Genomic DNA, 26,383 nt, shown 5'->3' with positions numbered 1-26,383 from the left:
GAATAACTTACCGGACGATTATGACCACGATTGCCGACAACCTTCAAGGCGTGCTTGCGCGGATCGCTGCCGCCTGCGCAGCCTGCGGCCGCGATCCGGGTGAGGTCACCCTGCTGGCGGTCTCCAAGACATTCGGGCCCGAGGCGGTACGCGAAGCGGCAGGAACGGGCCAGAGGGCCTTCGGCGAGAACTACATCCAGGAGGCGGTCGAGAAGATCGCCTTGCTGCAATCGCTGCCGCTCGAGTGGCACTGCATAGGGCCGATCCAGAGCAACAAGACCCGGCTCGTGGCCGCCAACTTCACATGGGCCCACACCGTGGACCGGCTCAAGACCGCCCAGCGGCTGTCAGAGCAGCGGCCGGCGGACATGCAGCCGCTGCAGGTGTGCATACAGGTCAACCTCGATGGCGGGGCGACGAAGTCCGGCGTCGCCCCATCGGCCGCGCTGGGCCTGGCGCGCGAGGTGATGCAGTTGCCCCAGCTGCGCCTTCGCGGCCTGATGACGATTCCCGAACCTGCGGCCGACTTTGCCGCGCAAAAGGCGACTCACCTGAAAGCGAAGGCGCTCTTTGACGAGATGCGCGAAGCAGGCGTGCCAATGGATACGCTGTCGATGGGAATGACGGGCGACCTGGAGGCGGCGATCGCGGCCGGAAGCACGATGGTGCGGGTGGGAACGGCGATCTTCGGCACGCGCGAACGGCTGTCAGCGAAGGCCTGATCGGCTGTCATCGCGGACTTGATTGGCTGTCATTGCGGGCTTGACCCGCAATCCATGTCTTCAACGGCCGCAGCCGCTTCGCGGTGGATGCCGGGTCGAGCCCGGCATGACATCCGAAATCACTTCTTGGGCAGCACCATCGGCCTGATATTGCCGCAATCACTGCCCTGCCACTTGCCCTGACCTTCCATGTTCATGCGCTCGGGCTTGCCCTGCATCGAGGTCGTCACCGCCATCTTCATGGCGTAGGCCTCCGGGCCCATGAATGTCACCTGCCCTTCCCCGCTGGAAGGCGGATTGGTGCAAACGAACGCCATCTTCATCGTGTTGCCCGAACGCGCCTGCTGGGTGGTCTTGCAGTCGCCCTGCTGAACCGGCATTTCATTTCGATCGGCCATCTCCTTGGTCATGCAGATCTTCACGCTCATGCCGCCGGGGCCTCCAGCGCCGAGCTTGACGCCCTGTTTGGCCATCATCTCTTCCATCATCTTTCGCTGCTCGGGCGGCATGGCGGCCATCTGGGCTTGCGCCTGGGCCAGCTGCTGGCCGCGCTCACCGTCCATCTGCATCTTGTTGGTGATTTCCCACAGGCCGGGCTTGAGGCCCTGCGCCCCCGCTGCAGCGGCGAAAACCGTGAATACAGTTGCAATGACAAGGTGATGTCTCATGCGATTTCCCCTGATCGAAAAAATATCATTCTGAGCGCAGTTTGTGCGCCAGTCACTCCAGCGTCGCCTGGCGCACGGCGTGTTCCCAACGCTGCATCAGCTCTGCGGCCCGCGCCGTGTCCAGGGCCGGAAGAAACCGGCGTTCCGATTGCCACAGCGCGGCCAGCTCGTCGGTGCCCTTGAACACGCCACTGGCCAATCCCGCCAGGTACGCCGCGCCCAGCGCCGTGGTCTCGGTCACCGCCGGCCGTACAACTGGAATGCCCAGCAGATCCGCCTGGAATTGCATCAACAAGTCGTTCACGCACGCGCCGCCATCCACGCGCAACTCACTGACCGGCGCAGCGCCCGCTGCAACCGCATCGCGGCTCATCGCCAGCAACAAGGCGGCGCTCTGGTAGGCGATGCTTTCCAGCGCTGCACGCGCAATGTGCGCGATGGTCGTGCCGCGCGAAAGCCCGGTGATGGTGCCGCGCGCGTCGGGCTTCCAGTAGGGCGCGCCAAGCCCGGTGAAGGCCGGCACCATCATCACGCCGCCCGAGTCGGGCACGCGTTCGGCCAGCGCCTGCACCTCGCTGCTGCCCTTGATGGCCTGCAAGCCATCGCGCAACCACTGCACCACAGCGCCGCCGACGAACACGCTGCCTTCAATAGCGAATTCGGTGCGGCTGGTGATCTGCGCCGCGCTGGTCGTCAGCAGGCCGTTGGTCGACGTCTGGAACTTGCCTCCTGTGTGCATCAGCATGAAGCAGCCGGTGCCGTAGGTGTTCTTGGCCATGCCTTGCCTGAAACACGCCTGGCCGAACAGCGCGCTCTGCTGGTCGCCGGCAACCCCGCCGATCAGCACCGGCGCACCCAGCAGCGAGGACTCGGTGACGCCGTATTGCGCGCTCGATGGCAGCACCTGCGGCATCAACGGACGCGGCACGTTTAGCAGCGCCAGGAGCTCGTCGTCCCATGCGTTGCGGTGCACGTCGAACAGCATGGTGCGCGATGCATTCGTGACGTCGGTGGCGTGCAGCGTGCCGCCCGTGAGTTGCCACAGCAACCAGCTGTCGATGGTGCCAAAGGCAAGCTCGCCGCGCTCGGCCTGCGCGCGTGCGTCGGGCACGTGGTCCAGCAGCCACTGGATCTTGGTCGCGGAAAAATACGAGTCGATCAGCAGGCCGGTGCGCGACTGGATCAGCGGGCCGTGTCCTTCTTCGCGAAGCCGTGCGCACACCGGTTCGCCGCGCCTGTCCTGCCAGACGATGGCGTGATGGATCGGCTTGCCGGTCTTGCGATTCCACAGCACCGTGGTCTCGCGCTGGTTGGTGATGCCGATGGCGCGGATATCCGATGCCTGGAGCCGCGCTTTTTCGAGCGCTTCGCGGGCGGTTGCGAGCTGCCCGTGCCAGATTTCCATCGGGTCGTGCTCGACCCACCCGGGACGCGGAAAAATCTGCGGCAATTCCTTCTGGGCCTGCGCGACCACCTGCCCCTGCCCGTCGAAAACGATGCTGCGGGAGCTGGAGGTACCCTGGTCGAGTGCGAGGAGGTAAGTCATGGCGCGCAGCATATAACGACAAAAGGCCCCTGAAAAACGAGCCCGGGATCTACGGGCACCAAGGCGTGTTCACTCCTGCGTCGGAAACCACCCTGGCAGGTTGATGTAGTAACGAGTCGAGCGACCGGCACCCGACTGGATCAACACGCCCAGCGCGTTCAACTCAATGAGTTCGCGTGACGCTGTCGGCCGCGAGGTGCTGGTGAGGCTCACGTACTTGCGGGTGCTCATGCCGCCTTCGAAGCCGCCCGGACCCGCATCCAGCAGCGCATGGATCGCCTTCCTCTGGCGGGCGTTCAGTGGCACGTCGGCGTGCGCCCCCCAGAACCTGGCCTTTTCCAGCGACGTGTCCACCACTGCACCGGCTGCCTCCCAGGCGATGCGCACCTGTCGTACGAACCACACCATCCAGGGAGTGACATCCAGTCCACCGTGCTGGGCGCGGGCCAGCTCGTTGTAGTAGGCCTCACGCTGGTCGAGCAGGCGCTGCGAGATGCGCACCAACCTTGAAGTTTCTCCGGCGTCCTGGGCCAGGCACAGGTCCACGACGTTGCGCCCGACCCGTCCGTTACCGTCGTCCATGGGGTGGATGGTCTCGAACCAGATGTGGGACAGGGCTGCCCTCACCAGGCTGTCCTCGTGGCTGGTGTTGAACCAGTCGAGAAACCGCTGCATTTGCCCAGGCACCTCGCTGGCAGCCGGCGCTTCATAGTGCACCGTCTCCTTGCCCAGGGGGCCGCTCACGATCTGCATGGCTTCTGTGCGATAGGCACCTGTCCTGACGGGGCGCATGCCAGAAAACCCGGTGGGAAAGAGGGCCGCTTGCCAGGCCTGCAGCCGTTCATGCGTCAGGGGCTCGTTGGCCTTCATGACGGCGTCGTCCATGATGCCTAGAAGACCGTCGACGTGGCGGGGGGCCGCAGAGCCCTTGAACGCTGAGGCACCCAGCCGCTGCGCGATGGATGAGCGCACCGCCAGCAAATCCAGCTTGTCGCCTTCGATTGCCGCGGTAGCCAGCGCTTCTTGCGCCCAGGCTTCGGCGGCGAGATCTTGCCGCTCCTGAAAGCCAAGCACCGCAAGCTTTCCTTCCACCAAGCCTTGAGCCCTGCGGGCGAGCGCGACCTCGTCGGCGAGATGGGCCGCGTCAAAAGCGAGCTTGGGCCACCCGCGCAGCTGCCAGATGTATTGAAGAGACTCCATGACTTGAGTCGATTTTTACACACAAGTCAGGATTTGAGTCGAATGATGCGCTTAATCGACTCAGTTTTTGAGTCGATTAGGTACTGTAATCGACTCACGATGCTCTCGGCAGGGGCCATGACCCAGCGCTGCGGGTGCATGACGCAAAAACGGCGAGCGCTGCAATTGCGGCGCTCGCCGGTCGATCCAAACCCTCCGCTCTGGCTCAGGGGCGGCGGACGGGGCGCTCACCCCGACTGCCCTGCTCGCCTTCAGGCTCGCTGGCGTCACGAGCCCTGGCGCTCGCGGTGGGTCGGGCAGGACGCGCCGCGCGGGCGCCCGCTGCTGGCGGCGGCTCGGTGGCCGAGCTTGCGGCGCGCGCTGCAGCCGAAGCCGCAGGGGTCGCTGCCGCAGGAGCTGCCGGTGCCGGTGCCGGGCGTGGCAGTCCGAGTACCAGAGGTGCAGCAGGTGCGGCTGCCGGCGCTGTAGCCGGACGGTCTTCCCTGCCTGCAGGACGCGCGTCGCGATCGCGTCCGGGACGTTGACCCGGTGCGTCGGCCGATGCGGCAGGCGCCACAGGTCGAGCTGGAGCGGCAGCCGGTGCCGGTGCGGGCGGCGGGGTGGGCGTCGGCACAACTGCTGGCGCGGGAGCCGGTACAGCAGCTGGCGCTGGCGCAGCCATCGGCGGTGCGGCAGGCCTGGATGCGGCAGGAGCGGCAGAGCGACCCGGAGCTTCAGGACGCTCGCCACGGTCACGGCCCGGACGCGAGGCCGTCGCAGCAGGGGCTGGCGGCTGAGGCGCGGGAACCACGGCCGGTGCTGCAGGTGCTGCAGGAGTGGCAGGGGTCGCCGGTGTTGCGGGGGTTGCCGGGCCGCCAGCAGCGCCAGGCCTTGCCGGCGTCGCTGGCGTTGCAGGAGACGCAGGCGTAGCCGCACCCGGTGCAGCGACATCCTCGCGAGTCGCACGGCCCGGACGGCCGCCCGGACGCTCGGGCCTGGAGGCAGGCGCCGCCACAGGTTCAGCCGCTTTCACGACCTTGACCGCTGGCGCGCTGGCTGGCGCTGCGGGCCTGATCGCCGCAACGGCAGCCGCATCGAGCGGCTTGCCCTGGTTGGCAGTCAGCGCCTTCAGCTTGTCTTCGAACGCTGGCGGTGGTGGAGGAGGAGCGACCTGTGCAACCACAGGGCGGTTCACGGCGCGTTCCGGGGGACGCGTGCCGCCCTGCGTGCCACCAATGCTCGCTCGCACCGGGGCCACCGGGGCCACGGCAACGACCTGCGCGCGCTGGGCATTCTCTGCCGTGAAACGCACACGCTCGCGGGCCACCGGCTGCGATTGCGCAAATGCAGCCACCGCCATCGCGATGATCGCGCCCGGCAGGTCCTGGTTCACGTAACGCACCGGCTCGCTGCGGTTGCCGTAGTAGCGCTCGACCACATTGCGGTCGGCGCCGGCATTGACGCTATAGAAATACTCGCGGCTGGCCGTGTAAGCCGGCCGGTACACCTCGCGCGGTGCCAATGGGAACCAGCCCACCGTGCCGCCCGAACCGGGCGCACCTGAGCCAATGAAGGCCACCAGCGCGGGTGCATAGACAGGGCGCTGCGTCGCAGGACCGGGAACCCAGGACCACTGACGGTTGATCTGGGCCCAGCGACCGTAGTGCGAAGGCGCAAAGCCCCACTGCGCGTCATCGACCCAGGTCCAGCCCCAGGGGTCTATCCAGGACCAGTGACCGTCGCGGTACGGCGCCCAGTCGGCGGCCACATTGCGCGGCGACCACACCATGCCGTACTCGGGAACCTTGCGCCACGTGCCGTTGGCATCGAGGTCTTCGTAGCCGATCAGTTCGGTGGAGACATACCTGCGCGATGCCGAGTTGTCCCAGCGGCGATCGCGGCCGGTGCTCCAGCGGTCGAGATCATCGAGCCGGGCAACTGCCAGGGAGTCATAGTCGGACAGGCCGGTGTCGTAGAAGCGGAAGCTGCGCTTTTCATTCACCACGAAAGCACGGCCGTCGCCATAGACCTGGGCTGCGCCCTGGCGCACCGCAACCATCGTCGAATCGTCCTGCGGATCGACTTCGATGCGGTAGCTGCCCGGACGGCGGATCGAGAACGCAAGGTTAGGCGTTGCCACCTCGAAAACCTGGCCGCGATCGAGCTTGCGAACCCGGATGTTCAGCGTGCCCTGGGTCAACTGCACCTGCGTGATGCGGTCGTCCAGGTTGAGCAAAGTCAGGCTGGTGCCGCCGCCGATGCGCACGGCAGCCGTGCCCATCTGCAGTTCAGCGCGAGCGCCACGGTCCACCCACAGGCGGTCGCCCGTGATGAGCGGGCGGTTGATGACCGCGCGGCCCCAGTCGCGTTCGCCGCCGGGGGCAAAGCTTGCGCTGCCGGAGACATATGACAGCCGGGCCACGCGCGACGGCGGGTCGGCCCAGGCACCGTTGGCGACCACGAGCAGCACGAGGCTGAGCAGCCATCGTCCCAACCCGCGTGAAAAGAAGTTTGTTTGCATTGAGTCTCCTTCGAATTCCGGCGCTTGAGTGCGCTTGAAGAGCGTAGGTTGTACAGCAGAGCTGTGCGTGTAGTCACTTGACCCACAAATGAGTCAGCCAACACCGATTGCGCGGCTCAAACACCCAGCGCCAGACGTGAAGTGCTCTTGACCTCTTCCATCACGGCATAGGTCCTTGTCTCTCGTACGCCGGGCAGCTGCCACAGCACCGTCCCTGCAAAGTCGCGGTAGGCCTGCATGTCGGCCATGCGCGTCTTGAGCAGGTAGTCGAAACCACCGGCGACCATGTGGCATTCCATGATTTCGCTGCGCACCTGCACCGCCGCCTTGAAAGCCTCGAAGACGTTGGGCGTGGTGCGGTCCAGCAGCACTTCGACGAACACCATCATTGCCGCGCCGAGCTTGACCGGATCCAGCCGCGCCTCGTAGCCCAGGATGAAGCCGTCCCGCGTGAGCCGCTGCACCCGGGCCAGCACGGCAGTCGGCGAGAGCGCCACCGCGTCGGCAAGCTTGATGTTGGAGATGCGCCCATCCTGCTGCAGCAGGTTCAGGATTTTTCGATCGATTCGGTCGATTGCGTGGGCAGCTTCACTCATGACTAGTGATTTATTCGGTGAAATGATGCATTTTGGCGTGCAATTCACCAAGAGGCACGCGACGATTGCGGATCACTTCGTTCATTGCGTCCACCCCATGACCACCACCCCCGCGCAGCGCCTGCCCTTTCCCTACCGGCCCGAGGCCGACGTGGTCGCCCACCGGCTGCAGTCGCTGGCCGATGCGCTGGACTGGGCTGCGGCTGCGCAGATCGCGCGGCCCTGGGTGCACGCGGTGCGCAAGCACCCGCCGCCGTTCTGGGCGATGGAAAGCCTGCTCAAGGAATACCCGATCTCCAGCGCCGAGGGCCTGGCCCTGATGCGGCTGGCCGAAGCGCTGCTGCGTGTCCCCGACGCCGAAACAGCCATCGCACTCACCGCCGACCAGCTGGGCCGGGCGGACTTCGACGGCGCAACCGACGGGGCACTGGCCAGGCTGTCGCAAAGCGCGATTGCGCTGTCCAAGAAATTCCTGCCGTCCAGCCAGGAGCACGGCTTGCTGTCCCGCGTCGGTGCGAAGACGGTGGTTGCCGCAACGCTGCGTGCGGTGCAGCTGCTGGGCCGGCAGTTCGTGCTGGGGCAGAACATCACTGAAGCAATGCGCGAGGCTGATGAGGCACGCAAGCGCACGGCCAATCTCAGGTTCTCGTACGACATGCTGGGCGAAGGAGCACGCACGCAAGAAGATGCACTGCGCTATCTCGCCAGCTACACCGGCGCGATCCAGTCCATCGCAAAACAGGCGCGCACCGACGGACCCGTCGAAAACAACGACGGCATCTCCATCAAGCTGAGCGCACTGCATCCACGGTATGAAGATGCGCAACACCAGCGCGTGATGACTGAGCTGGTCCCGCGCGTCTGGACGCTGTGCGAGCTGGCGGCGCGCGCCAACATCAACCTCACCATCGACGCCGAAGAAGTCGACCGGCTCGAACTCTCGCTCGATGTGTTCGAGGCGCTCGCAGAACTTGTCGCGCGCCATCATCCGGCGTGGCAAGGCTTTGGACTGGCCTTGCAGTCCTACCAGACGCGCGCGCTGGAGCTCATTGAGCACATTGCAGCCATCGCTCGCAGGCACCAGTTGCGATTCATGTGCCGGCTCGTCAAGGGCGCCTACTGGGACGCCGAGATCAAGCGCGCGCAGGAGATGGGCCTGCCGCACTACCCGGTGTTCACGCACAAGCACCACACCGACATCTCGTACCTCGCGTGCGCGCGGGCGCTGCTTGCTGCGCAGGACGTGATCTTTGCGCAGTTCGCCACCCACAACGCGGGCACCATCGCGGCCATCTTGCAGATGGCCGCGCGTTCATCGGGCAAGTTCGAATTGCAGCGCCTGCACGGTATGGGCGAAGGCGTCTACCGCGAAGTGCTCAAGAACCCGCTGATCGCATGCCGCGTGTATGCACCGGTGGGCCAGCATCGCGACCTGCTGGCCTACCTGGTGCGGCGCCTGCTGGAAAACGGCGCGAACTCTTCGTTCGTGCATCAGCTGGCCGATGAATCGGTGGGCATGGATGAGTTGCTGGTTTCTCCGCTTCGCCTGCAAGGCACGTCTTCATTGCCGCTGCCCCTGGACATCTACGGGCCGGCGCGCCGCAACAGCGCGGGGCTCGACCTCACCGTCCAATCGCTTCGCGCGCCTTTACTGGCTGCGTTGCAGTCGGTGCAGGTGGCGGTCATCCGGGAGGCCGACGCGGCGCAGGTCGAGGATGCGGTGAAGCGTTCATTGGCCGCGCACCGCGAGTGGCGCAAAGTGCCGGTCGCAACGCGCGCCGCGATCCTGCGCCGCGCAGCTGACGCGATGCAGGCGCAGATGCCCGAACTGTGCGCGCTGCTCGTGAAGGAGGCGTTCAAGACCTGGGGCGATTGCGTGTCAGAAGTACGCGAAGCGGTGGACTTCCTGCGGTACTACGCCAATGAAGCCGATCGCATCATGCAGCCGCTGCCGATGCCCGGGCCGACCGGAGAAAGCAACGAACTGCGGCTGACTTCGCGCGGTCCGTGGGTGTGCATCAGCCCCTGGAATTTTCCACTCGCGATCTTCACCGGCCAGATCGCCGCCGCGCTCGCCACCGGCAACACCGTGCTGGCCAAGCCTGCCGAACAGACGCCTGCGATTGCGATGGAGGCGGTGAAGCTGTTGCATGCAGCAGGTGTGCCGCAGGACGCGTTGCAGTTGTTGCATGGACCGGGGGAGACGGTCGGCGCGGCCATGGTCGCGACGCCGCGCATCGCCGGCGTCGTCTTCACCGGCTCCACACAAGTGGCACGCATCATCCACCGCGCCCTCGCCGCGAAAGACGGCCCCATCGTGCCGCTGATCGCAGAGACGGGCGGCATCAATGCGATGCTGGTCGATTCAACCGCCCTGCCCGAGCAAGTCGCCGATGCCGTGATGCAAAGCGCGTTTCGGTCGGCGGGCCAGCGCTGCTCTGCACTGCGCCTGCTGTGTGTGCACGACGGTATCGCCGATGCAGTGATCGCCATGATCCGCGGCGCGGCGCGCGAGCTGGTGGTGGGTGATCCCGGCTTGCTGTCGACCGACGTAGGACCTGTGATTGACCGGGAAGCGTACGACAACATCTCGCGCTACCTCGAACAAAAAGGCTGTCACGCGAGTACAGAGACAGACAGCCGTCATGCGAGCGCCGAACCCAACGGCTGTCATGCCGGACTTGATCCGGCATCCATGCAGTCGCCGTCGTGGATGCCGGATCAAGTCCGGCATGACAGCCATTTCTTCATCCAGCCCCAGATCATCGAAGTGCAGGAAGTTGCGCAAGTCCAGCAGGAAATCTTCGGCCCCGTCCTGCACATCGCGCGCTGGAAGGGCGACCCGCAGGACGTCATCGACGGCATCAATGCCCTCGGCTGGGGCCTGACCCTGGGCATACAGACCCGCATCGACAGCCGCGCGCTGGCACTGGCGCAGCAGGCCCACGTCGGCAACGTCTACATCAACCGCAACATCATCGGCGCGGTGGTGGGCGTGCAGCCCTTTGGCGGCGAGGGCCTGTCGGGCACGGGCCCCAAGGCAGGCGGGCCGCATTACCTGCTGCGCTTTTGCGCCGAGCAAACCCTCACGATCAACACAACCGCCGCCGGAGGAAATGTGCAACTGCTGGCTTGAGTGTGACAACCTGTACAGCGACATGGATGACAACGTCGCTCTATAGAATGACTTCGGCAAAGACGCCGACCCATCCATCGAGCCCCCATTTCCTCATTGCCGCTCGACACCCTCTACTCCGCTGAAACGCCTGAAGGCATCGCGCTGTCATTGCGGCCCGCGGGCGTTGTCTCGCGCTGTCTCGCCTACCTCGTGGATTTCGCCGTACGGCTGGCCATCTTCTTCGCCATTGCGATGACTGCCGGTGCGATGGGCGGCATGGGCACTGCGTTCCTGCTGATCTCGTACTTCGCGCTGGAGTGGTTCTATCCGGTCGTGTTCGAACTCGCGCGCTCGGGCGCAACGCCCGGCAAGCGGCTGATGGGCCTGCAGGTCGTGATGGATTCGGGCCTGCCGGTGACGCCCGCAGCGTCCATCATTCGCAATCTGCTGCGCGCTGCCGACTTCCTGCCCGCCATGTATGCGGGTGCAGCCGTGTCGATGCTGGTGCGCCCGGACTGCAAGCGCCTGGGCGACCTGGCTGCAGGAACGCTGGTCGTTTATGCAGAGAGCGTGCAGTTGCACGGCGAGGTGCCGCAGGCCACGCCGGTCGCTCCCGCGCGCAAGCTCAGCCCCAACGAACAGGTTGCGATCCTGGCCTGGGCCGGACGGGCCAAGCGCCTCACCCCCGAACGGCTGGAAGAGCTGGCCGCGCTCGCCGAGCCGGTGCTGGCCCAACGCAACGGCACGGCCACGACGCGACTGATGTCGGTTGCGCAGTGGCTGCTCGGCCGACGCGAAGGACCTGCGCCATGAGTCCGCTGCAATTCGAGGCGGCCCATGCCCCGGCGTGGGCCGAGCTGGAAGCCTTGCTCGACCGCGCCGAAGGCAAGCGGGGCACCGACAAACGCAATCTCCTTGCGCGCATCAGGCAGCCCGCCGACCGGTCGTGGAACGGCGAGCGCCTGGCCGGGCTCTATCGCGCCGTCTGCGAGCACCTGGCCCTGGCGCAATCGCGTGCCTACCCGGTGCACGTCACGCACCGGCTGGAGGCGCTCACGCAAAGGGCGCATCGCCTCATCTACCGCCGCAGCGCATGGGGCATGAAAGGACTGGCCCGCCTCGCCCTGGTCGAATTTCCGCAGTCGGTGCGTGCGCATGGTGGCTACCTGCTGTTTGCAACGCTGCTCTTTGTCGTGCCCGCGCTCGCGATGGCCGTGGCGGTCTGGTTCGATCCGGGCTTCATCCTGCACCTGGTCGCTGCGGCGCAGGTCCAGCAGTTCGACGCGATGTATGGCGACAGTGCTGACGCGATCGGCAGGCGACGCGACGCCGACAGCGACTGGCAGATGTTCGGCTTCTACATCATGCACAACATCGGCCTGGGGTTTCAGTGCTTCGCGGGCGGCATCTTTGCCGGCGTGGGCAGCGCGTTCTTTCTCATCTTCAACGGACTCTTTCTGGGCGCGCTCAGCGCCTACCTGATCTCCAGCGGCCACGCAGAGAACTTCCTGTCGTTCGTCATCACGCACGGCGCGTTCGAGCTCACCGCCATCGTGCTGGCGGGCGCGGCAGGCCTGCGCCTGGGACACGCATGGCTGGCACCGGGGCAACTCACCCGGCTCGAAGCCGTCAAGCTCGGCGCGCGGGAAGCGGTCGTCGTGATCTACGGCGTGATCGGCATGCTGCTCATTGCCGCAGCCGTCGAAGCGTTCTGGTCGTCCGCGCGCTGGGTCGCGCCGCAGGTGAAGTACGGCGTCGGAGGCGCTTGCTGGATCTTGGTGCTCGCCTACTTGCGTTGGCAGGGGCGGCCTGCGCCGGCAACTGCGGCCACTGCAGCGACTGCAACGAATTCACCGGAGCGCGCCAATGCAGGTTGATGCGCTCGCCGTCCAGCTGCGCCCCCGCACGATGGCCGAGGCGGCGGACCTGGGCGCTGCGCTGGTGCGCACGCACGCGCGGTCGGTCTGGCGCTGCTACGCCGTCGCGATGGCGATGGTGCTTGTGCTCGCACTCGCCACCAGCGAACTCTCGCCCTGGGCACCGACGCTCGTCGTGTTTCTGGCCAAGCCCTGGCTGGACCGAACGCTGCTCTTCGTGCTGTCACGCGCAGTCTTCGGGCAAGAGACGCGTCCGCGCGATCTGTGGGCGCAGCGCAAGGCAGTGCTCGGGTCGCAATTGGCCATGCTGCCGGTGCAGCGCCTGTCGCCGTGGCGCTCTTACACGCAGCCGGCCTTGCAACTGGAGGGCCAGCAAGGCAAGGCCCGCCGCAAGCGCCGCGACCAGCTTCTGGCGGGGCGGCGTGGGGCCGCTTTCTGGATGCAGTTTGCGTTCAGTGCGACAGAAGGCGCGCTGATCACGGGGGCCTATGCAGCGCTGCTGTGGTTCGCGCCCGAAGGAACGCACGCGGGCGTGCTGTCGTGGCTTGCGGCCACCGAGTCCTTTGCCAATGTCTTCGTCTCAGTGTCGATTTACGCGGGCGTCATCTTTGCGCTGGAGCCCTTCTTCGTTGCGGCCGGATTCGCGATGTACCTGAACCGCCGCGTGGAGCTGGAGGCATGGGACGTCGAGCAGGAGTTTCGCCGTGCGTTTGCCCGCTGATATGCCCACTGAAACTTCGATGCGGCCAGCCTTGCTTCACATCGCGCTTTGCATCGCGCTGGCTCTTGTGCTGGCTTTTGCGCCCCTGCTCTCATCACGTGCCGCGCCCGGCGATGCACCGCCACAGGCCGAAGTCGAAGCCGCTGCAGCGCAGGTGGCGAAAGACCCGAACCTGCCGGCACGCGTCACCGAAAAAAAGCTGCGATTTCGCGATGACGAAAAGCCCGAGAAACCAAAAGATGGTGCCAACGATTCCCTGACGTGGCTGGTCGATCTCCTGCGATGGATGTCCGAGGCGGGACGCCTGCTGGTGTGGCTCGCAGGCGCTGTAGCGGTTGCGATGCTGCTGGTCGGTATCCGCCGCTGGGTCAAGGCACGGGCAGACGCCGCCATGCCCGCGCGTGCAGCGATTCCCAGTCATGTGCAGAGCCTGGACATTCGCCCCGAGAGCCTGCCGCGCGATGTCGGCGTTGCGGCCGAAGCGTTGTGGCGACAAGGCGAGCATCGGGCCGCGCTGTCGCTGCTGTATCGCGGCGCGCTCTCACGCCTTGTGCACGACCACGAAGTGCCCATTCGCGCAGCGACCACCGAGGGCGAATGCGTGACGCTCGCCAACGCGAGCCTGGACGCCGATGCAGGCGAGTTCGTCACGCGGCTGGTTCGTGCGTGGCAGCTCGCGGTGTACGGCCAGCGCATGCCCACCGACCAGGACGCGCTGGCGCTGTGCCACGAATTCGACGAACACCTGTCGGCAACGAGCGGGGTGGCAGCCGCATGAACCAGGCCGCCCTTGTGCGCATCCTGCTCGTCGTGCTGCTCGGCGCGGGCGCGCTGTGGTTGCTCACGAATACCGAGTGGGCCGATGTCGAAGTCGCGCGACCCGCCAGGGGCGAAGCGGCGCTCAACCCGCACTACGCCACGCAGTCGCTGCTGCGCAAGCTCGGCGGCGTGGTGGTGCGGCGCGGCGATCTCGATCGCCTGCCCCCGCCCGGCGCGCGCCTGGTCCTGCTCTCGCGTCACTGGGACCTGTTTCCCGACCGTGCGCCGCGCCTTCGGCAATGGGTCGAGCAAGGCGGCCATCTCGTGATTCACACCAGCCTGGTCGATCATCAGGGCCTGTCGTGGTTGCCCCTCAAATCGGTCCCGATCAAGATCGACGACGCCGGCCGCCGCAAGGATCGCAGTTGCCGCGACCTGACCGAGCCAGAGCCGTTCGTGCCGACCTACGGAATCACGCGCGTGATGAAGGTCTGCGCGAGCATGAGTCCTGAAATGCTGGAGCCTGCCGCAGGCGCTCGCGCGGCCTGGGAACTCAAGGGTGAACTGGGCTCCGAGGTCATGCGGATTGCAGTCGGTCGCGGCAGCGTCACCGCGTTCGGCCCCTGGGCGCTGCTGGACAACCCCACGGCGCTGCGAGCGCAGAACCCGCTCGTGATCGCCGCAACCGTGCAGGCGCAGCGTGGCGCCGAGCACTGGTTCGTGGTCGAAGAGGCGCGTGATCCGTTGATCCCGTGGCTCTGGCGTCAGGGATGGCCGGCAGCCCTGCTGGCCTTGCTCGCGCTTGGCGTCTTCCTCTGGCGGGGCGCCGTGCGTTTCGGCCCCATCGCCACACCTGCCGATCGCAACCGCCGCTCGATGACAGAGCAGATAGTGGGCACTGCGCACTTCCTGCAACGGCACGGTCCGCACGCGCTGCATCAGGCGCAAGTGCGTGCGCTGCACAGCACCGCATCGCGCCTGGTTCGCCGGTACGCACAGCTGGATCACGCCGCACAAATGGCCGCCATTGCAAAAGCAACCGGCGTTGACGGACAGATGCTGTCACGCGCAGTGGCCACCACACCCACACCGCGACTTCCCGGCGCGCTCGCAGCCGACCTCGAAGTGATCGAGACGACGCGACGTTTGCTGCAATCCAATTTCCAGACACCCTGACCCTGAGGCCCCCTATGCCCACCATCCACCCTGAACATCTCACGCGCGCCGCCGAGCTCCTGCAGGTGCTGCGGCGCGAAATCGGCAAGGCCGTTGTCGGCCAGCAAGCTGCCGTGGACCAGACGCTCGTCGCGCTCATCGCATCGGGCCATGTGCTGATCGAAGGCGTGCCGGGCCTGGGCAAGACGCTGCTGGCTCGCGCGCTGGCCCAGTCGATGTCACTGGGGTTTGCGCGGGTGCAGTTCACGCCCGACCTCATGCCTTCCGACATCACCGGGCACTCGGTGCTGGACCCGAGCGAAAGCGCAGGCGGCGCACTCGGTTCGCTGCGTGTGCATCGCGGCCCGGTCTTCACGCACCTGCTGCTGGCCGACGAGATCAACCGCGCGCCGGCCAAGACCCAGAGCGCGCTGCTCGAAGTGATGCAGGAATACCAGGTCACCATCGAAGGCCGCGCCATTGAATTGCCCCAGCCTTTCATGGTGATGGCGACGCAAAACCCGATCGACACCGAAGGCACCTATCCGCTGCCCGAAGCGCAGCTCGACCGCTTCCTGCTCAAGATCAACATCGGCTTTCCGAGCCTGGAAGAAGAATCCGCCATCGTGCGCCTGACCACCGACCAGCAGGCAGGCAACCAGTTCCCGCTCGATGCCGTCAACGCGGTCATCGACGAGCGGCAGGTGCTGGAGCTGCAACGCATGGTGTCGTTCATCACCGCTGCGCAGAGCGTGGTCGACTACGCCGTGCGCATTGCACGCGTCACGCGCGAATGGCCCGGCCTTTCGTCGGGCGCGGGTCCGCGCGGCGCGATTGCACTCATTCGCGCGGCCCGGGCCACGGCGCTGCTTCAGGCGCGCGACTTCATCACGCCCGACGACATCAAGCATCACGCCTTGCCCGCCTTGCGGCATCGCGTGCAATTGGCGCCCGACGCGCAACTGGAAGGCCGGTCTGTCGATGAACTGCTGCTGGCGGCCATCGAGAGCGTCGAAGCGCCACGCAACTAGGCCGTTCAAAAGAGAACTCGCGTTTGCAAACCATGCTCATCGTTCCCAGCCGCCGCATGGCACAGGGCCTTGTGGTCCTGGCCGTCGCTGCAGCGGCTGCGTTGATCGCGCAGGTGCCGCTGGCCGTCGTCGCCATCGCTTGCGCAGGCCTGCTCGCGGCCATGTCGGCATGGATCGCCATCGACTACGCACGCAGCCGCCGCGCCTGGAACCAGGCTCCGCTGCGTGCGGTGCGCAAGCTGCCTCATGCGTTCGCGCTGGGCGCGCCCACTGTCGTCACCGTCTCGCTTTTCAACGAGGGCAGCGCGGCATGGCAAGTCGATGTTTTCGACGAGGTCGATTCACGATTCGCATGGGAGGGCCTGCCGCAATCGGTCACCGTGCCGCCAGCCGGCCGCATCGACATCCACTACACCGTCATCGCGCAAAAACGTGGACTCGCGCGATTCGGTGCAACACAGCTGCGTTGCCACACCCCCGGCGGCTCGCTGGACATCCGGCGCTCTCTGGGCACACCGCGCACGGTTCGCGTCTATCCCAACTTCGCGGCGGTCGCAGGTTATGCATGGCTTGCAGGCGACCGGCGGCTCGCGCAGATCGGCATCAAGACCTATGCGCAGCGCGGCATGGGCACCGACTTTCGCCAACTCTCCGACTACCGGCGCGGCGACCCGATCCGCCACATCGACTGGAAAGCCACGATGCGCCACGGCCGGCCCATCGTCCGGGAATTCCAGGACGACCGCGACCAGCGCGTGTTCTTCATGCTCGACTGCGGACGCCGCATGCGTGCCGACGAGGGCACACAGGCGCTCGGCGGCAGTCACTTCGACCAGGCGCTCAACGCACTGATGCTGCTGGCCTATGTCGCGCTGAAAGAAGGCGACGAAGTGGGTGCCATGACGTTCGGCAACGCCGCCGGCGAGCAGCGCGAATTCGCACCGCGAAAGGGCACTGCAACCCTCAACGCGCTGATGAACCGGCTGCACGACCTGGAGCCCGGCACCACCCATCCCGACTACAACGCTGCCGCGCAGGAGTTGCTGCGCCTCAATCCCAGGCGCGCGCTCGTCATCCTGCTCACCAACTTCCGCGGTGAAGACGCCGCCGAGCTCAAACCGGCGCTGCGGCTCTTGCGCCAGCGGCACCTGGTGCTGGTCGCCAGCCTGCGCGAGAAAGTGATCGGCCAGATCGCGGCCCAGCCACTGGGAACGGCCCAGCGAAATGTCGAGGTGGCGGCGGCGCACCTGTTCGACCAGTCCAGGCGTGATGCCTTTGCCAGCGTGGTCGAAAACGACAGGCTTTCCATCGACGTGGAGCCTTCCCTGCTCGCCGTGACGCTCGTCAATCGCTACCATTCGGTCAAGCGCGCCGGCTTGTTATGAGCGCGGACATCCAGCTTCCAGAGGAACCATGAGTTCAACCAACCTGCCGTCCAATCCCTATTCGCCACCCACCGCGCACGTCGTTGACGTCGATGGCACCGGCGCGCAGACCCAGCCCCTGAGCGTTTCCACCTTCAAGGGCCGCATCGGGCGGCTGCGCTATGTGGCCTGGATGTGCGGCGGCTACCTGGTGCTGTTCGGGCTGGCTGCTTTCGGCGGCCTCATTGCAGGCATTGCAGGCACGCCTCGCGTGGTGGATGTGCTCACTGGCATCGCTGCCATCCTGTTCATGATCTTCTGGGTGTTCTGGACGATTCAACGCAGCCACGACATGGGCTGGAGCGGCTGGACCTGGCTGTGGACCATCATTCCCCTGGTGGTGCTGGTCTGGATCTTCAAGGGCGGCGACAAGGGCGCCAACCAATACGGCGGCCCGCCGCCTCCGAACAGCCTGGGTGTGCATGTGCTGGCATGGCTGCTGCCTTTCATCTTCTTCTTTGGCGTTGTCGCGGCTGTGGCCATCCCGGCGTACAGCGCCTACAGCAAGCGCGCCAATTCAGTCCAGACCCGATGACATCGACAGCCCGCAGTCACTACCAGACGCTCGGCGTTGCGCCTGACGCATCGCCAGACGAAGTGCGGCGGGCCTACCGGCAACTCGCGCAGAAATTCCATCCCGACCGCAACGCCGGCAAGGCCTCGGCGCAGGACTCGATGGCCCGTGTCAACGGCGCCTACGACGTGCTGGGCGATGCGCAAAAACGCGGCGAGTACGACCAGGCGCTGGCGCAGGCTGCCCATCGCAAGCACCAGACATGGGCCCGGGCCGCATCGCTGGTGCCGCCGCTGACACGCGGTTCGTGGACGCTCGTGTTCAGTATCTCGGCCCTGAGCATTGCCACTTTCGGCTTCGCTGCGCTGTACACGGCAGCCACGCCGCGTCCGGTGATCGTGGTTCCGGCGCGGGCCGCACAGACGGCGCCACCGGCGACTGCCGATACCGCGTCGGCTGCGCCCATGCCGCCGGCCCCAGCCATCGAGCCGTGGAAAGAACCACCGCCCTCGCAGCGAACTTCGTTTGCAGCAACCGACCCGGTGACGCGCCTGGTTCGAGACGGGGTCAAGCCTCAGCCTTAGCTGCAGCGGGCTGTCATTGCGCACCCCTCGGCTGTCATTGCGGACTTGATCCGCAATCCATCTTCAATCGACCAGCGCTTGCGGTGTCACCCACGCATCGCGCATGGTGACGAATTCTTCCGCCGCCGTTGGATGAATGCCGATGGTGCTGTCGAACACGGCCTTGGTCGCGCCCGCTTTCATCGCGACCGCAAAGCCCTGGATGATCTCGCCGGCGTCCGAGCCGACCATGTGCATGCCCACCACGCGGTCGGTGGCGTCATCCACGATCATCTTCATTAGCGTGCGCTCGGTGCTGCCGCTCAAGGTGTGCTTGAGCGACTTGAATTCGCTGCGAAACACGGTGACCTTGCCATACCGCTTGCAGGCCTCGCTCTCGGAATAACCCACGGTCGCAATGTTCGGATGTGTGAACACGGCGGTGGGAATGAACTCGTAGCCCATCGCCTTCTCGCCCTTGCCGAAGAGACGATCGACAACGACCATCGCTTCGGCCAGCGCAACCGGTGTCAGCTGCACGCGGGCCGTCACATCGCCCACCGCATGGATGTGAGGCACGTTGGTCTCGTAGTGCGAGTTCACGATCACCGCGCCGTCCTCCCGCTGCCTGACGCCCGCCGCTTCCAGACCCAGTGACGCCACGTTCGGCGCGCGCCCGGTGGCATAGAGCACCGTGTCCACTTCGAGCACAGTCCCGTCAATCAGCGCGGCCGAGATGCCGCCCGATGTCGTCGACAAGGACTTCACGTCGCTGTTCACACGCAGGTCGACGCCATGCTTGCGTACTTCCTGTGCGATGAAGCCCCGCACATCCTCGTCGAACCCGCGCAGCACCTGCTCGCCCCGGTACAGCTGGGTGACCTGCGCGCCCAGGCCGTTGAAGATCGACGCGAACTCGCAGGCGATGTAGCCGCCGCCCACCACCAGCAAGCGGCGCGGAAACGGGTCGAGGTCGAACATGCTGTCAGAACTCACGGCCAGCTCGCATCCGGGCAACTTCGGCATGACCGGCGTGCCGCCCGTGGCGATGAGGATGTTTCGGGCCCTGAACGTCTCGACGCCTTCCGATGACTGGACCTGCACCGTGTGCGCATCGACGAACTGCGCCCAGCCGCTCACGATGGTGGCGCCGGAACCCGTGAGCAGGTTGCGGTAGATGCCGTTGAGACGCGTGATCTCGGTGGCCCGGTTCTTCTTCAATGTGGGCCAGTTGAAGCGCGGGGCGGGCACCTCCCAGCCAAAGCCTGCCGCATCGGCAAAGTCATCTGCAAAGTGCGAGGCGTAGCTGTAGAGCTTCTTGGGCACGCAGCCCACGTTGACGCAGGTGCCGCCCAGGGCAGCCGCCTCGGCCACCACCACGTGCGCGCCGCGCTGGGCGGCCATGCGCGCTGCGCGAACGCCCGCGCTTCCGGCGCCAATGACAAAAAGATCGCAATCGAATGAGGGCATGGATATCTCCTGCCCGGCAGTATCGCGCGCGGGTCAGCTTCCTGCTGCGCCGCGACGCGATATCCGCTAACCCCGCTAACCCCGCTCGATCAGGGTGACCAGGTCAGCCAGCGCGACCGGCTTGGTGAGGTGGCCATCGAAGCCCGCATCGTGCGTCCTTCGTGTGTCGTCCTGCGAGCCATAGCCAGTCATGGCAATGACGCACGACGAGACCATGCCCGGCAGCGTACGCAGCGCGCGCAAGGTTTCAAAACCGTCGATGCCCGGCATCGACAAGTCCAGCAGGACCACTTCGGGCGTGAAGCGTGCGGCAAGCACGAGCGCCTGCTCTCCGTCGTACGCTGTCTCCACACGGTGGCCCAGCAGGCGCAGCATGTCGCTACTGCTGTCCGCCGCATCCCGGTTGTCATCGACCACCAGCACGCGGCGTCCCGGCGACGTGTCTTTCGCAGCCACGGTGCGAGGCCCCCGATCTTCCGGCATGACAGCCGGAAGCCGGAACTCGAAGGTGCTTCCCTTGCCAGGGCCTTCGCTGCGCGCGTCCAGCACGCCGCCATGCAGTTCTACCAGCGATCGCGCCAGCGTCAGGCCGATGCCCAGCCCGCTCTCGTCGGGCAGCTTGCCGTTGTCCCCCTGTCGAAACAGCTCGAAGATCGCGTCCAGCTCGCCGGACGCAATGCCTCGCCCGTTGTCGGTGACCGATGTCGTGGCAAAGCCGCCATCGACCTCGACCTTGATCCCGATTTCACCGCCCTCGGCCGTGTAACGCGCTGAATTGACCAGCAGGTTCTGCAGGACCTGGGCCAGGCGCGTGCTGTCGGCGCTCAGGTACACCGGCTCGGGCGGAACCTCGATCGTGATGGTGTGGCAGCGCGCTTCGAGCAGGGGCCTTACGGTTTCGACGCTGCGCGAAACCACATCGGCAAGCGACGTCGGTTCCAGTCGCAGCTTGATCTTGCCGGTGGTCAACCGGCCGATGTCGAGCAGGTCGTCCACCAGTCTTGTCATGTGGGTCAACTGCCGGTCGATGATGTCGCGGCACTTTTGCAGCGCGGGGTTTTCAATCGGCTGCAACTGCATGACAGACACCGAATTGCGTATCGGCGCCAGCGGGTTGCGCAGCTCGTGCGCCAGCATCGCGAGAAACTCATTCATGCGCCGGCTCGACATCTCCAGGTCCTGCAGCTTGCGCCGCTCGGTCATGTCGCGCGTGACCTTGCCGAACCCGACGAGCTCGCCCTGCTTGTTGCGCAGGGCCGTGATGATCACGTTGGCCCAGAACACCGTGCCGTCCTTGCGCACGCGCCAGCCTTCGTCCTCGACGCGGCCGACGTCGGTCGCGATCTCCAGCTCTCGCGCGGGCTTGCCGCTGCGCTGGTCGTCCGGCGTATAGAAGGTGCTGAAATGCCGGCCGATGATCTCGTGGGCGGCGTAGCCCTTCATGGCCTGCGCGCCGGCATTCCAGCCGCGCACGATGCCATCCGGGTCGAGCATGAAGATGCCGTAGTCGCGCACGTCCTGCACCAGCAGCCTGAAGCGCTCTTCGCTCAGGCGCAGCGCTTCTTCATGGCTGCGCCGCTCGGTCAGGTCCCGCGTGATCTTGGTAAAGCCGGACAACTGCCCGCTGTCGTCCTTGACTGCGGTGATGATGACGTTGGCCCAGAAGCGGCTGCCGTCCTTGCGCAGTCGCCAGCCTTCATCCTCGAAGCGTCCGAGCGCGATCGCCTGCTGCAGCTCATATTGCGGCCAGCCGCGAGCAACCGCCTCGGGCTCATAGAAGACAGAAAAGTGCTGGCCCAGGATTTCGGCCCGGGTGTAGCCCTTGAGTTTTTCCGCGCCGCTGTTCCACGACGTGATGATGCCCCCGGGACTGAGGATGAAGATGCCGTAGTCGACGACGGCTTCGATCAGCTGCTGGAACCGGTGTTCGACCGGCGTGTCCGGAATCACGGGCGTGCGATCAGGCGACATACAGGTTGAAGCTGTTGGAGCCTGCAATTATCCCGGGCTGCCGCGATGCCGCCCCATACCCATCGCCGCAATGAGGTGTTGTCCTACACGGACGATTCAAGTGCCTGTGATGCGTCTCCATAGGCCTCCCGGCACGCGGGACGGAGCGCGAAATCTTGCGGATGCGGCAGAACCTGTTGTCATGCCATCAGCCTAACGACGGCTCACTGCTGCGCTTGCGGGCGGCTCACCCCAACGCGTGTAGGAGAGCGGTGGGGAGGGTTTCCCCCCGCTGCTGCTCATCCATGAGTCAGGCAAATGCCCAGGCTGCGCGACGGCGACCAGTCATGAACCAGGATGCTGCCGCCTGACGGATCGTCTCGCCGGCAGATGGCCAGGTCGGTGCAGCCGCCCTTGCGCCTGATGGTGAAAAGGCAGAAGTCACGTGACGCATCGACCCACATTCCGCGCGCGACCGGTGCGCATTCGGACAGCAACACATCGCCGACCTGGATGACCCCATGCCCGTCGGAGTCCACCAGCACGGTGTGGCCCCAGCCGCAGGCATCAAAACGATGCACATGCGGCGGCGTCGTTCGTGTGGGTGTGACGCTGCCTGCGAGCTTTCGCGCTGGTGGCGCCGCTGCGCAGTCGCGTGTCGCCGGGTTGCTGCCGCGCGGCGACGCCGCGAGCCCCAAGACCTGCCGAAACCATGAGCCGCCTGCCTTGCGACGGTCGGGCCGTGCGCGTGCAATTTCCGTGTTGTCCATGTTCTCCCCGCTTTGTTATTGGTGCGCAGCGTTATGCGGCGCAGCGGGATTCTGGCTTTGCACCCCGGGACTGCGAGGGCGCGCACGGTGAGAAATTGCCAATGCCTGGTGGTGCTTTGTTCCCCGCTAGACCTGGGCGGCTACTGGCGAACGGCTGGCGATGAGGTTCATCGCCAGGCCTGCCATGACGAGTGCGGCGGCGGCCAGCTTCCAGCCCGGGAGCGACTCGCCCAGCACCCAGGCCGAGGCGCTCATGCCGAACACTGGCACCAGCAGCGCCGTCGGCGCAACCGTGGCTGCGGGATACCTGGCCAGCAGCCAGTTCCATGCACCAAAACCAAAGAGCGTGTTGCCTACGGCCTGCCACAGCACGACTGCCCATCCGCCCCAGCTTGCGTGGGTGAGCGCCTGCGCGACGGCCGGGCCGCCTTCAAAAATCAGTGACATGGCGATCAGGGGCGGCAGCGAAAAAGGACTGCTCCACACCATGAACGCCAGCGCATCGACCCGCCCCACCGAACGCACCACCAGGTTGGCCGCGGCCCAGCACCCCGCCGCGAGCAGGCACAGCACCAGGCCTGTCGCAGTAACCGAATTACCGCCATCGGGTCCCAGCGCATGCCACGCGATGAGGCCGATGCCGGCCAGCGCCAGCATCGTGGCGGGAATCTGCAACCTGCGCAGCCGCTCGCCCTTGAGCAGCAGGGCCGCGCCTATCGTGAAGAACACCTGGCTTTGCATCAGCAGCGAGGCGAGCCCCGGTGAAATATCGGAACGCATCGCCAGGAACAACAAGCCGAACTGGCCCGCTCCCAGCAGCACACCGAATTTCGCCAACGGCACCCAGCCGACCGCAGGCCGCCGGATGAAAAATATCCACGGAAAGACGCTGAGGGCAAATCGCAGCGCGGCGAGCAGGAACGGCGGGAACTCGGCCAGACCCCACTTGATGACGACGAAATTGGTGCCCCAGACGAAGACAACGGCGATGGCAAGAAGCAGGTGAGAGATTCGCATGTGCGGCGATGTTGGCATAACGCCGCGCAGACTGCGCTGCTTGTCATGCCGGACTCGATCCGGCATCCACTGCGAAGCAGAGACTGCGCTTGATCACAGATGGATTGCGGATCGAGTCCGCAATGACAGCCTGGCTTTGGTTGTCATACCGGGCTTGACCCGGTTCGGTGCCCCTGCAATTCATCCAGGATCGGGCAATCGGGCCTGTGGTCGCCCTGGCAGCAATGAATCAGGTGCTTGAGCGTCTTGCGCATCGCCTCCATCTCCTGCATTCGCTGGTCCAGGTCTGCCACATGCTTGGCCGCGATTCGGCGCACATCCGCACTGGAGCGCCCGCGGTTTTGCCAGAGCTTGAGAAGCTCGGTGATCTCGGCCATGCTGAAGCCCAGGTCGCGCGATCGCCTGATGAACCGCAGGGTGTGCACTTCCTTGTCGGAGTAGAGGCGATAACCCGCCTCGGTGCGGTTCACCTCGGGCAGCAGGCCCAGCGATTCGTAATGACGCGCCATCTTGGCCGATACGCCCGAACGCCGGGCGGCCTCACCGATATTGAAGGTCATGAAGAAGCTCCTTTCCAGCGCCTGAGCATCAGCGCATTGGTGACCACGCTCACGCTGCTGAGCGCCATCGCAGCGCCGGCGATCACCGGGTCGAGCAGCCCGAACGCGGCCAGCGGAATGCCCACCACGTTGTAGACGAAAGCCCAGAACAGGTTCTGCCGGATCTTGCGATAGGTGCGGCGCGAGATGTCGATGGCGTCCGCCACCAGCGCCGGATTGCCGCGCATGAGGGTGACTCCGGCTGCGTGCATCGCCACGTCGGTGCCGGTACCCATTGCAATCCCCACATCGGCAGCGGCAAGCGCAGGCGCATCGTTGATGCCATCGCCCACCATCGCCACCGTATGCCCCTGCGCCCTGAGTTCCGCGACGATGCGGGCCTTGTCTTCGGGCAGCACCTCGGAGCGAATGTCGTCTATGCCCAGCGGCTTTGCGATGGCGTTCGCGCTGCCGGCGTTGTCACCCGTCAGGAGCACGGTGCGCACGCCCTGGTCGCGCAGGCTTCGCACGGCCAGTTGCGCTGCTGGCTTGACCGTGTCGCCGAAGGCCAGCAGGCCGAGCAGGCGTGGTGCATCGGTGACATCAGCCACCCACGAAACAGTACGGCCTTCGGATTGCAACTGCGTTGCGCGCGCCTGCAAAGCGGCGAGGTCCACGCGCAGTTCTTCCATCCACCGCGTGCTACCCAGCCGCAAGGCGCGGCCGCCGACATCGGCAGACATTCCGCGACCGGCAACCGCGTGCACATGGCTCGCCGGTATGGCGTTGGCGCCCTCACCCTGCGCTGCCGACTGCACGGCACGCGCCAGCGGATGTTCGCTGCCTGCCTGTATCGACGCAGCCATCGCGAGCAATGCCTTTCGATCACCATCGACCGCATCTGCCGCCGCAAGCTGCGGCTTGCCTTCGGTCAGCGTGCCGGTCTTGTCGAATGCGACAACATCGACCTTGTGCGCGATCTCCAGGGCCTCGGCATCCTTGATGAGGATGCCGTGCCTTGCAGCGACACCGGTCCCGGCCATGATCGCGGTCGGCGTTGCCAGACCCAGCGCGCAAGGGCAGGCGATGACAAGCACCGCCACGGCATTGAGGATCGCGACTTCCCAGTCGCCGGACGACAAGCCCCAGCCGAGCAAGGTGACAAACGCAATGCCGATGACGACGGGCACGAACACCTCGCTCACGCGGTCGACCAGCCGCTGGACCGGTGCCTTCTTGGCCTGCGCCGATTCCACCAGTCGCACAATGCGCGCAAGCGTCGACTCGCCGCCGACGGCGGTGGTGCGAACCACGAGCAGGCCTTCGCCGTTGACCGACCCTCCAACTACCTTGCCGTCCTCGTGGCGCGCGACCGGCAAGCTCTCGCCGGTGATGAGCGACTCGTCGAGCTCGCTCGAACCTTCCACGATCACGCCATCGACAGGCACGCGTTCGCCGGGGCGAATCACCACCAGGTCATCGCGCCTGACCGCTGCGATGGGAATTTCCAGTTCCTTGCCGTCACGGCGCACGCGTGCGGTCTGCGGCCGCAGCGCATTGAGCGCGCGGATTGCCTCTGTCGTTTGCCGACGCGCCCGCGTCTCCAGCCACTTGCCCAGCAGCACCAGCGTGATCACCACGGCAGACGCTTCAAAATACAGATGCGGCGTGCCGTGACTGCCGTGCCGCGCCATGAGGTAGATCGACAAGCCGTAACCCGACGAAGTGCCAAGCGCCACCAGCAAGTCCATGTTGCCGGCCCGCGCCTTGAGCGCTGCCCATCCGGCCTTGTAGAAACGCGCGCCCAGCCAGAACTGCACGGGTGTGGCGAGCGCCAGCTGCACCCAGGCGGGAATCGACAGATGCGCGCCGAAGAGCATCGCGACCATGGGCGCCATCAGCGGCAAGGACAGCGCCGCTGCGACAGCCACCGGCCACCACTCGTTGCGGGCAGGCTCAGGCGCCTGCGTGTCGGGCTCCAGCGCGCGTGCCGTGTAGCCCGCCTTCTCGACGGCAGCGACGAGCGCCGATGCATCTTCAGCGTGGTCGAGTTCGACCTGTGCGGTTTCGGTGGCCAGGTTGACCGTCGCCGACGTCACCCCGGGCACCTTCGTCAAGGCCTTCTCGACCCGGCCGACGCATGATGCGCAGGTCATGCCCTCGATGGCCAGGTTCCATTGCGCTGTGGAAGTATGGGTAGTCATGCTGCAAGTGTGAACCTTGCCATGATGTTAATGTCAACA

General features: G+C 65.9%; 22 protein-coding genes. 11 read left to right on the top strand and 11 right to left on the bottom strand.

Annotated elements, in window-relative coordinates; all coding sequences use genetic code 11:
• The first annotated feature begins 20 nt into the window (after positions 1–20).
• Complete coding sequence (locus tag AQ12_RS08705; RefSeq protein WP_048439494.1) at positions 21–722, top strand: YggS family pyridoxal phosphate-dependent enzyme; 702 nt, start codon at positions 21–23, stop codon at positions 720–722.
• A 119-nt stretch (positions 723–841) separates the two neighbouring features.
• Here AQ12_RS08705 and AQ12_RS08700 read toward each other — a convergent pair whose 3' ends face one another.
• The 5 genes from AQ12_RS08700 to AQ12_RS08680 all read right to left on the bottom strand — a co-directional run bounded on the left by AQ12_RS08700 (position 842) and on the right by AQ12_RS08680 (position 7,232).
• Positions 842–1,390, bottom strand: coding sequence for a DUF3617 domain-containing protein (locus AQ12_RS08700; protein WP_048439493.1), 549 nt, complete (start codon positions 1,388–1,390; stop codon positions 842–844).
• A gap of 52 nt (positions 1,391–1,442) precedes the next feature.
• Positions 1,443–2,936 carry a glycerol kinase GlpK gene (glpK, locus tag AQ12_RS08695; protein WP_048439764.1) on the bottom strand — a complete coding sequence of 498 codons (1,494 nt, stop codon included), beginning with the start codon at positions 2,934–2,936 and terminating at the stop codon, positions 1,443–1,445.
• A gap of 69 nt (positions 2,937–3,005) precedes the next feature.
• The gene (locus AQ12_RS08690; RefSeq protein ID WP_048439492.1) at positions 3,006–4,136 is read right to left on the bottom strand and encodes a Fic family protein; all 1,131 of its coding nucleotides are present in this window, start codon (positions 4,134–4,136) and stop codon (positions 3,006–3,008) included.
• 205 nt (positions 4,137–4,341) lie between these two features.
• Complete coding sequence (locus AQ12_RS08685) at positions 4,342–6,636, bottom strand: DUF6600 domain-containing protein (protein ID WP_053076630.1); 2,295 nt, start codon at positions 6,634–6,636, stop codon at positions 4,342–4,344.
• 116 nt (positions 6,637–6,752) lie between these two features.
• Positions 6,753–7,232, bottom strand: a complete 480-nt coding sequence (locus AQ12_RS08680) for an Lrp/AsnC ligand binding domain-containing protein (protein WP_048439491.1) — start codon at positions 7,230–7,232, stop codon at positions 6,753–6,755.
• 97 nt (positions 7,233–7,329) lie between these two features.
• On the opposite strand from AQ12_RS08680, the gene AQ12_RS08675 reads away from it, so the two are divergent.
• The 10 genes from AQ12_RS08675 to AQ12_RS22050 all read left to right on the top strand — a co-directional run bounded on the left by AQ12_RS08675 (position 7,330) and on the right by AQ12_RS22050 (position 18,415).
• Entirely contained in the window at positions 7,330–10,368 is a 3,039-nt protein-coding gene (locus AQ12_RS08675) for an L-glutamate gamma-semialdehyde dehydrogenase (RefSeq protein ID WP_048439762.1), read from the top strand.
• Between the two features lie 96 nt (positions 10,369–10,464).
• Positions 10,465–11,163, top strand: a complete 699-nt coding sequence (locus AQ12_RS08670; protein WP_048439490.1) for an RDD family protein — start codon at positions 10,465–10,467, stop codon at positions 11,161–11,163.
• The gene (locus AQ12_RS08665; protein WP_048439489.1) at positions 11,160–12,227 is read left to right on the top strand and encodes a stage II sporulation protein M; all 1,068 of its coding nucleotides are present in this window, start codon (positions 11,160–11,162) and stop codon (positions 12,225–12,227) included. The genes AQ12_RS08670 and AQ12_RS08665 overlap by 4 nt, the downstream gene beginning before the upstream one ends.
• A complete protein-coding gene (locus AQ12_RS08660) occupies positions 12,217–12,948 on the top strand; it encodes a hypothetical protein (protein ID WP_048439488.1) in 732 nt (243 codons plus the stop codon). Before AQ12_RS08665 ends, AQ12_RS08660 begins: the two co-directional genes overlap by 11 nt.
• A gap of 1 nt (position 12,949) precedes the next feature.
• A complete protein-coding gene (locus AQ12_RS08655) occupies positions 12,950–13,726 on the top strand; it encodes a DUF4129 domain-containing protein (RefSeq protein WP_238587683.1) in 777 nt (258 codons plus the stop codon).
• The gene (locus AQ12_RS08650) at positions 13,723–14,883 is read left to right on the top strand and encodes a DUF4350 domain-containing protein (protein WP_048439487.1); all 1,161 of its coding nucleotides are present in this window, start codon (positions 13,723–13,725) and stop codon (positions 14,881–14,883) included. Before AQ12_RS08655 ends, AQ12_RS08650 begins: the two co-directional genes overlap by 4 nt.
• Positions 14,884–14,897: 14 nt before the next feature.
• Positions 14,898–15,893, top strand: a complete 996-nt coding sequence (locus AQ12_RS08645) for a MoxR family ATPase (RefSeq protein ID WP_048439486.1) — start codon at positions 14,898–14,900, stop codon at positions 15,891–15,893.
• Between the two features lie 32 nt (positions 15,894–15,925).
• Positions 15,926–17,278 (top strand): DUF58 domain-containing protein, encoded by a 1,353-nt coding sequence (locus tag AQ12_RS08640; RefSeq protein WP_048439485.1) that lies wholly within the window; start codon positions 15,926–15,928, stop codon positions 17,276–17,278.
• Between the two features lie 28 nt (positions 17,279–17,306).
• A complete protein-coding gene (locus tag AQ12_RS08635; protein ID WP_048439484.1) occupies positions 17,307–17,852 on the top strand; it encodes a DUF805 domain-containing protein in 546 nt (181 codons plus the stop codon).
• Complete coding sequence (locus AQ12_RS22050) at positions 17,849–18,415, top strand: J domain-containing protein (protein WP_053076629.1); 567 nt, start codon at positions 17,849–17,851, stop codon at positions 18,413–18,415. Before AQ12_RS08635 ends, AQ12_RS22050 begins: the two co-directional genes overlap by 4 nt.
• A 63-nt stretch (positions 18,416–18,478) precedes the next feature.
• Here the strand turns inward: AQ12_RS22050 and gorA are convergent, their stop codons facing one another.
• From gorA to AQ12_RS08600, 6 genes are all read right to left on the bottom strand, one after another.
• Positions 18,479–19,864, bottom strand: coding sequence for a glutathione-disulfide reductase (gorA, locus tag AQ12_RS08625; protein WP_048439483.1), 1,386 nt, complete (start codon positions 19,862–19,864; stop codon positions 18,479–18,481).
• A gap of 75 nt (positions 19,865–19,939) precedes the next feature.
• Positions 19,940–21,835, bottom strand: coding sequence for a PAS domain-containing sensor histidine kinase (locus AQ12_RS08620; protein WP_048439482.1), 1,896 nt, complete (start codon positions 21,833–21,835; stop codon positions 19,940–19,942).
• A 278-nt stretch (positions 21,836–22,113) separates the two neighbouring features.
• Positions 22,114–22,584, bottom strand: coding sequence for a hypothetical protein (locus AQ12_RS08615; protein ID WP_048439481.1), 471 nt, complete (start codon positions 22,582–22,584; stop codon positions 22,114–22,116).
• Positions 22,585–22,710: 126 nt separating this feature from the next.
• Positions 22,711–23,601, bottom strand: a complete 891-nt coding sequence (locus tag AQ12_RS08610) for an EamA family transporter (protein WP_048439480.1) — start codon at positions 23,599–23,601, stop codon at positions 22,711–22,713.
• Positions 23,602–23,744: 143 nt separating this feature from the next.
• Positions 23,745–24,161, bottom strand: coding sequence for a Cu(I)-responsive transcriptional regulator (gene cueR, locus AQ12_RS08605; RefSeq protein ID WP_048439479.1), 417 nt, complete (start codon positions 24,159–24,161; stop codon positions 23,745–23,747).
• Positions 24,158–26,344 carry a cation-translocating P-type ATPase gene (locus tag AQ12_RS08600; protein WP_082151487.1) on the bottom strand — a complete coding sequence of 729 codons (2,187 nt, stop codon included), beginning with the start codon at positions 26,342–26,344 and terminating at the stop codon, positions 24,158–24,160. The genes cueR and AQ12_RS08600 overlap by 4 nt, the downstream gene beginning before the upstream one ends.
• Positions 26,345–26,383 lie beyond the last annotated feature (39 nt).

Origin of the sequence: Caenimonas sp. SL110 (assembly GCF_001044395.1) — a bacterium.
Classification (GTDB): Bacteria; Pseudomonadota; Gammaproteobacteria; order Burkholderiales; family Burkholderiaceae_C; genus Ramlibacter.
Note: the sequence above shows the minus strand (reverse complement) of the source record. Positions and strands in the feature narration are given on the sequence as shown.

Coding starts and splice junctions, on each gene's coding strand:
- AQ12_RS08655 (WP_238587683.1), top strand. CDS start 12,950: ATGCCCACTGAAACTTCGATGCGGCCAGCCTTGCTTCACATCGCGCTT.
- AQ12_RS08615 (WP_048439481.1), bottom strand. CDS start 22,584: ATGGACAACACGGAAATTGCACGCGCACGGCCCGACCGTCGCAAGGCA.
- AQ12_RS08600 (WP_082151487.1), bottom strand. CDS start 26,344: ATGACTACCCATACTTCCACAGCGCAATGGAACCTGGCCATCGAGGGC.
- AQ12_RS08700 (WP_048439493.1), bottom strand. CDS start 1,390: ATGAGACATCACCTTGTCATTGCAACTGTATTCACGGTTTTCGCCGCT.
- AQ12_RS08645 (WP_048439486.1), top strand. CDS start 14,898: ATGCCCACCATCCACCCTGAACATCTCACGCGCGCCGCCGAGCTCCTG.
- AQ12_RS08635 (WP_048439484.1), top strand. CDS start 17,307: ATGAGTTCAACCAACCTGCCGTCCAATCCCTATTCGCCACCCACCGCG.
- AQ12_RS08620 (WP_048439482.1), bottom strand. CDS start 21,835: ATGTCGCCTGATCGCACGCCCGTGATTCCGGACACGCCGGTCGAACAC.
- AQ12_RS08650 (WP_048439487.1), top strand. CDS start 13,723: ATGAACCAGGCCGCCCTTGTGCGCATCCTGCTCGTCGTGCTGCTCGGC.
- AQ12_RS08610 (WP_048439480.1), bottom strand. CDS start 23,601: ATGCGAATCTCTCACCTGCTTCTTGCCATCGCCGTTGTCTTCGTCTGG.
- AQ12_RS08685 (WP_053076630.1), bottom strand. CDS start 6,636: ATGCAAACAAACTTCTTTTCACGCGGGTTGGGACGATGGCTGCTCAGC.
- glpK (WP_048439764.1), bottom strand. CDS start 2,936: ATGACTTACCTCCTCGCACTCGACCAGGGTACCTCCAGCTCCCGCAGC.
- cueR (WP_048439479.1), bottom strand. CDS start 24,161: ATGACCTTCAATATCGGTGAGGCCGCCCGGCGTTCGGGCGTATCGGCC.
- AQ12_RS08705 (WP_048439494.1), top strand. CDS start 21: ATGACCACGATTGCCGACAACCTTCAAGGCGTGCTTGCGCGGATCGCT.
- AQ12_RS08680 (WP_048439491.1), bottom strand. CDS start 7,232: ATGAGTGAAGCTGCCCACGCAATCGACCGAATCGATCGAAAAATCCTG.
- AQ12_RS08660 (WP_048439488.1), top strand. CDS start 12,217: ATGCAGGTTGATGCGCTCGCCGTCCAGCTGCGCCCCCGCACGATGGCC.
- AQ12_RS22050 (WP_053076629.1), top strand. CDS start 17,849: ATGACATCGACAGCCCGCAGTCACTACCAGACGCTCGGCGTTGCGCCT.
- AQ12_RS08640 (WP_048439485.1), top strand. CDS start 15,926: ATGCTCATCGTTCCCAGCCGCCGCATGGCACAGGGCCTTGTGGTCCTG.
- AQ12_RS08690 (WP_048439492.1), bottom strand. CDS start 4,136: ATGGAGTCTCTTCAATACATCTGGCAGCTGCGCGGGTGGCCCAAGCTC.
- gorA (WP_048439483.1), bottom strand. CDS start 19,864: ATGCCCTCATTCGATTGCGATCTTTTTGTCATTGGCGCCGGAAGCGCG.
- AQ12_RS08675 (WP_048439762.1), top strand. CDS start 7,330: ATGACCACCACCCCCGCGCAGCGCCTGCCCTTTCCCTACCGGCCCGAG.
- AQ12_RS08665 (WP_048439489.1), top strand. CDS start 11,160: ATGAGTCCGCTGCAATTCGAGGCGGCCCATGCCCCGGCGTGGGCCGAG.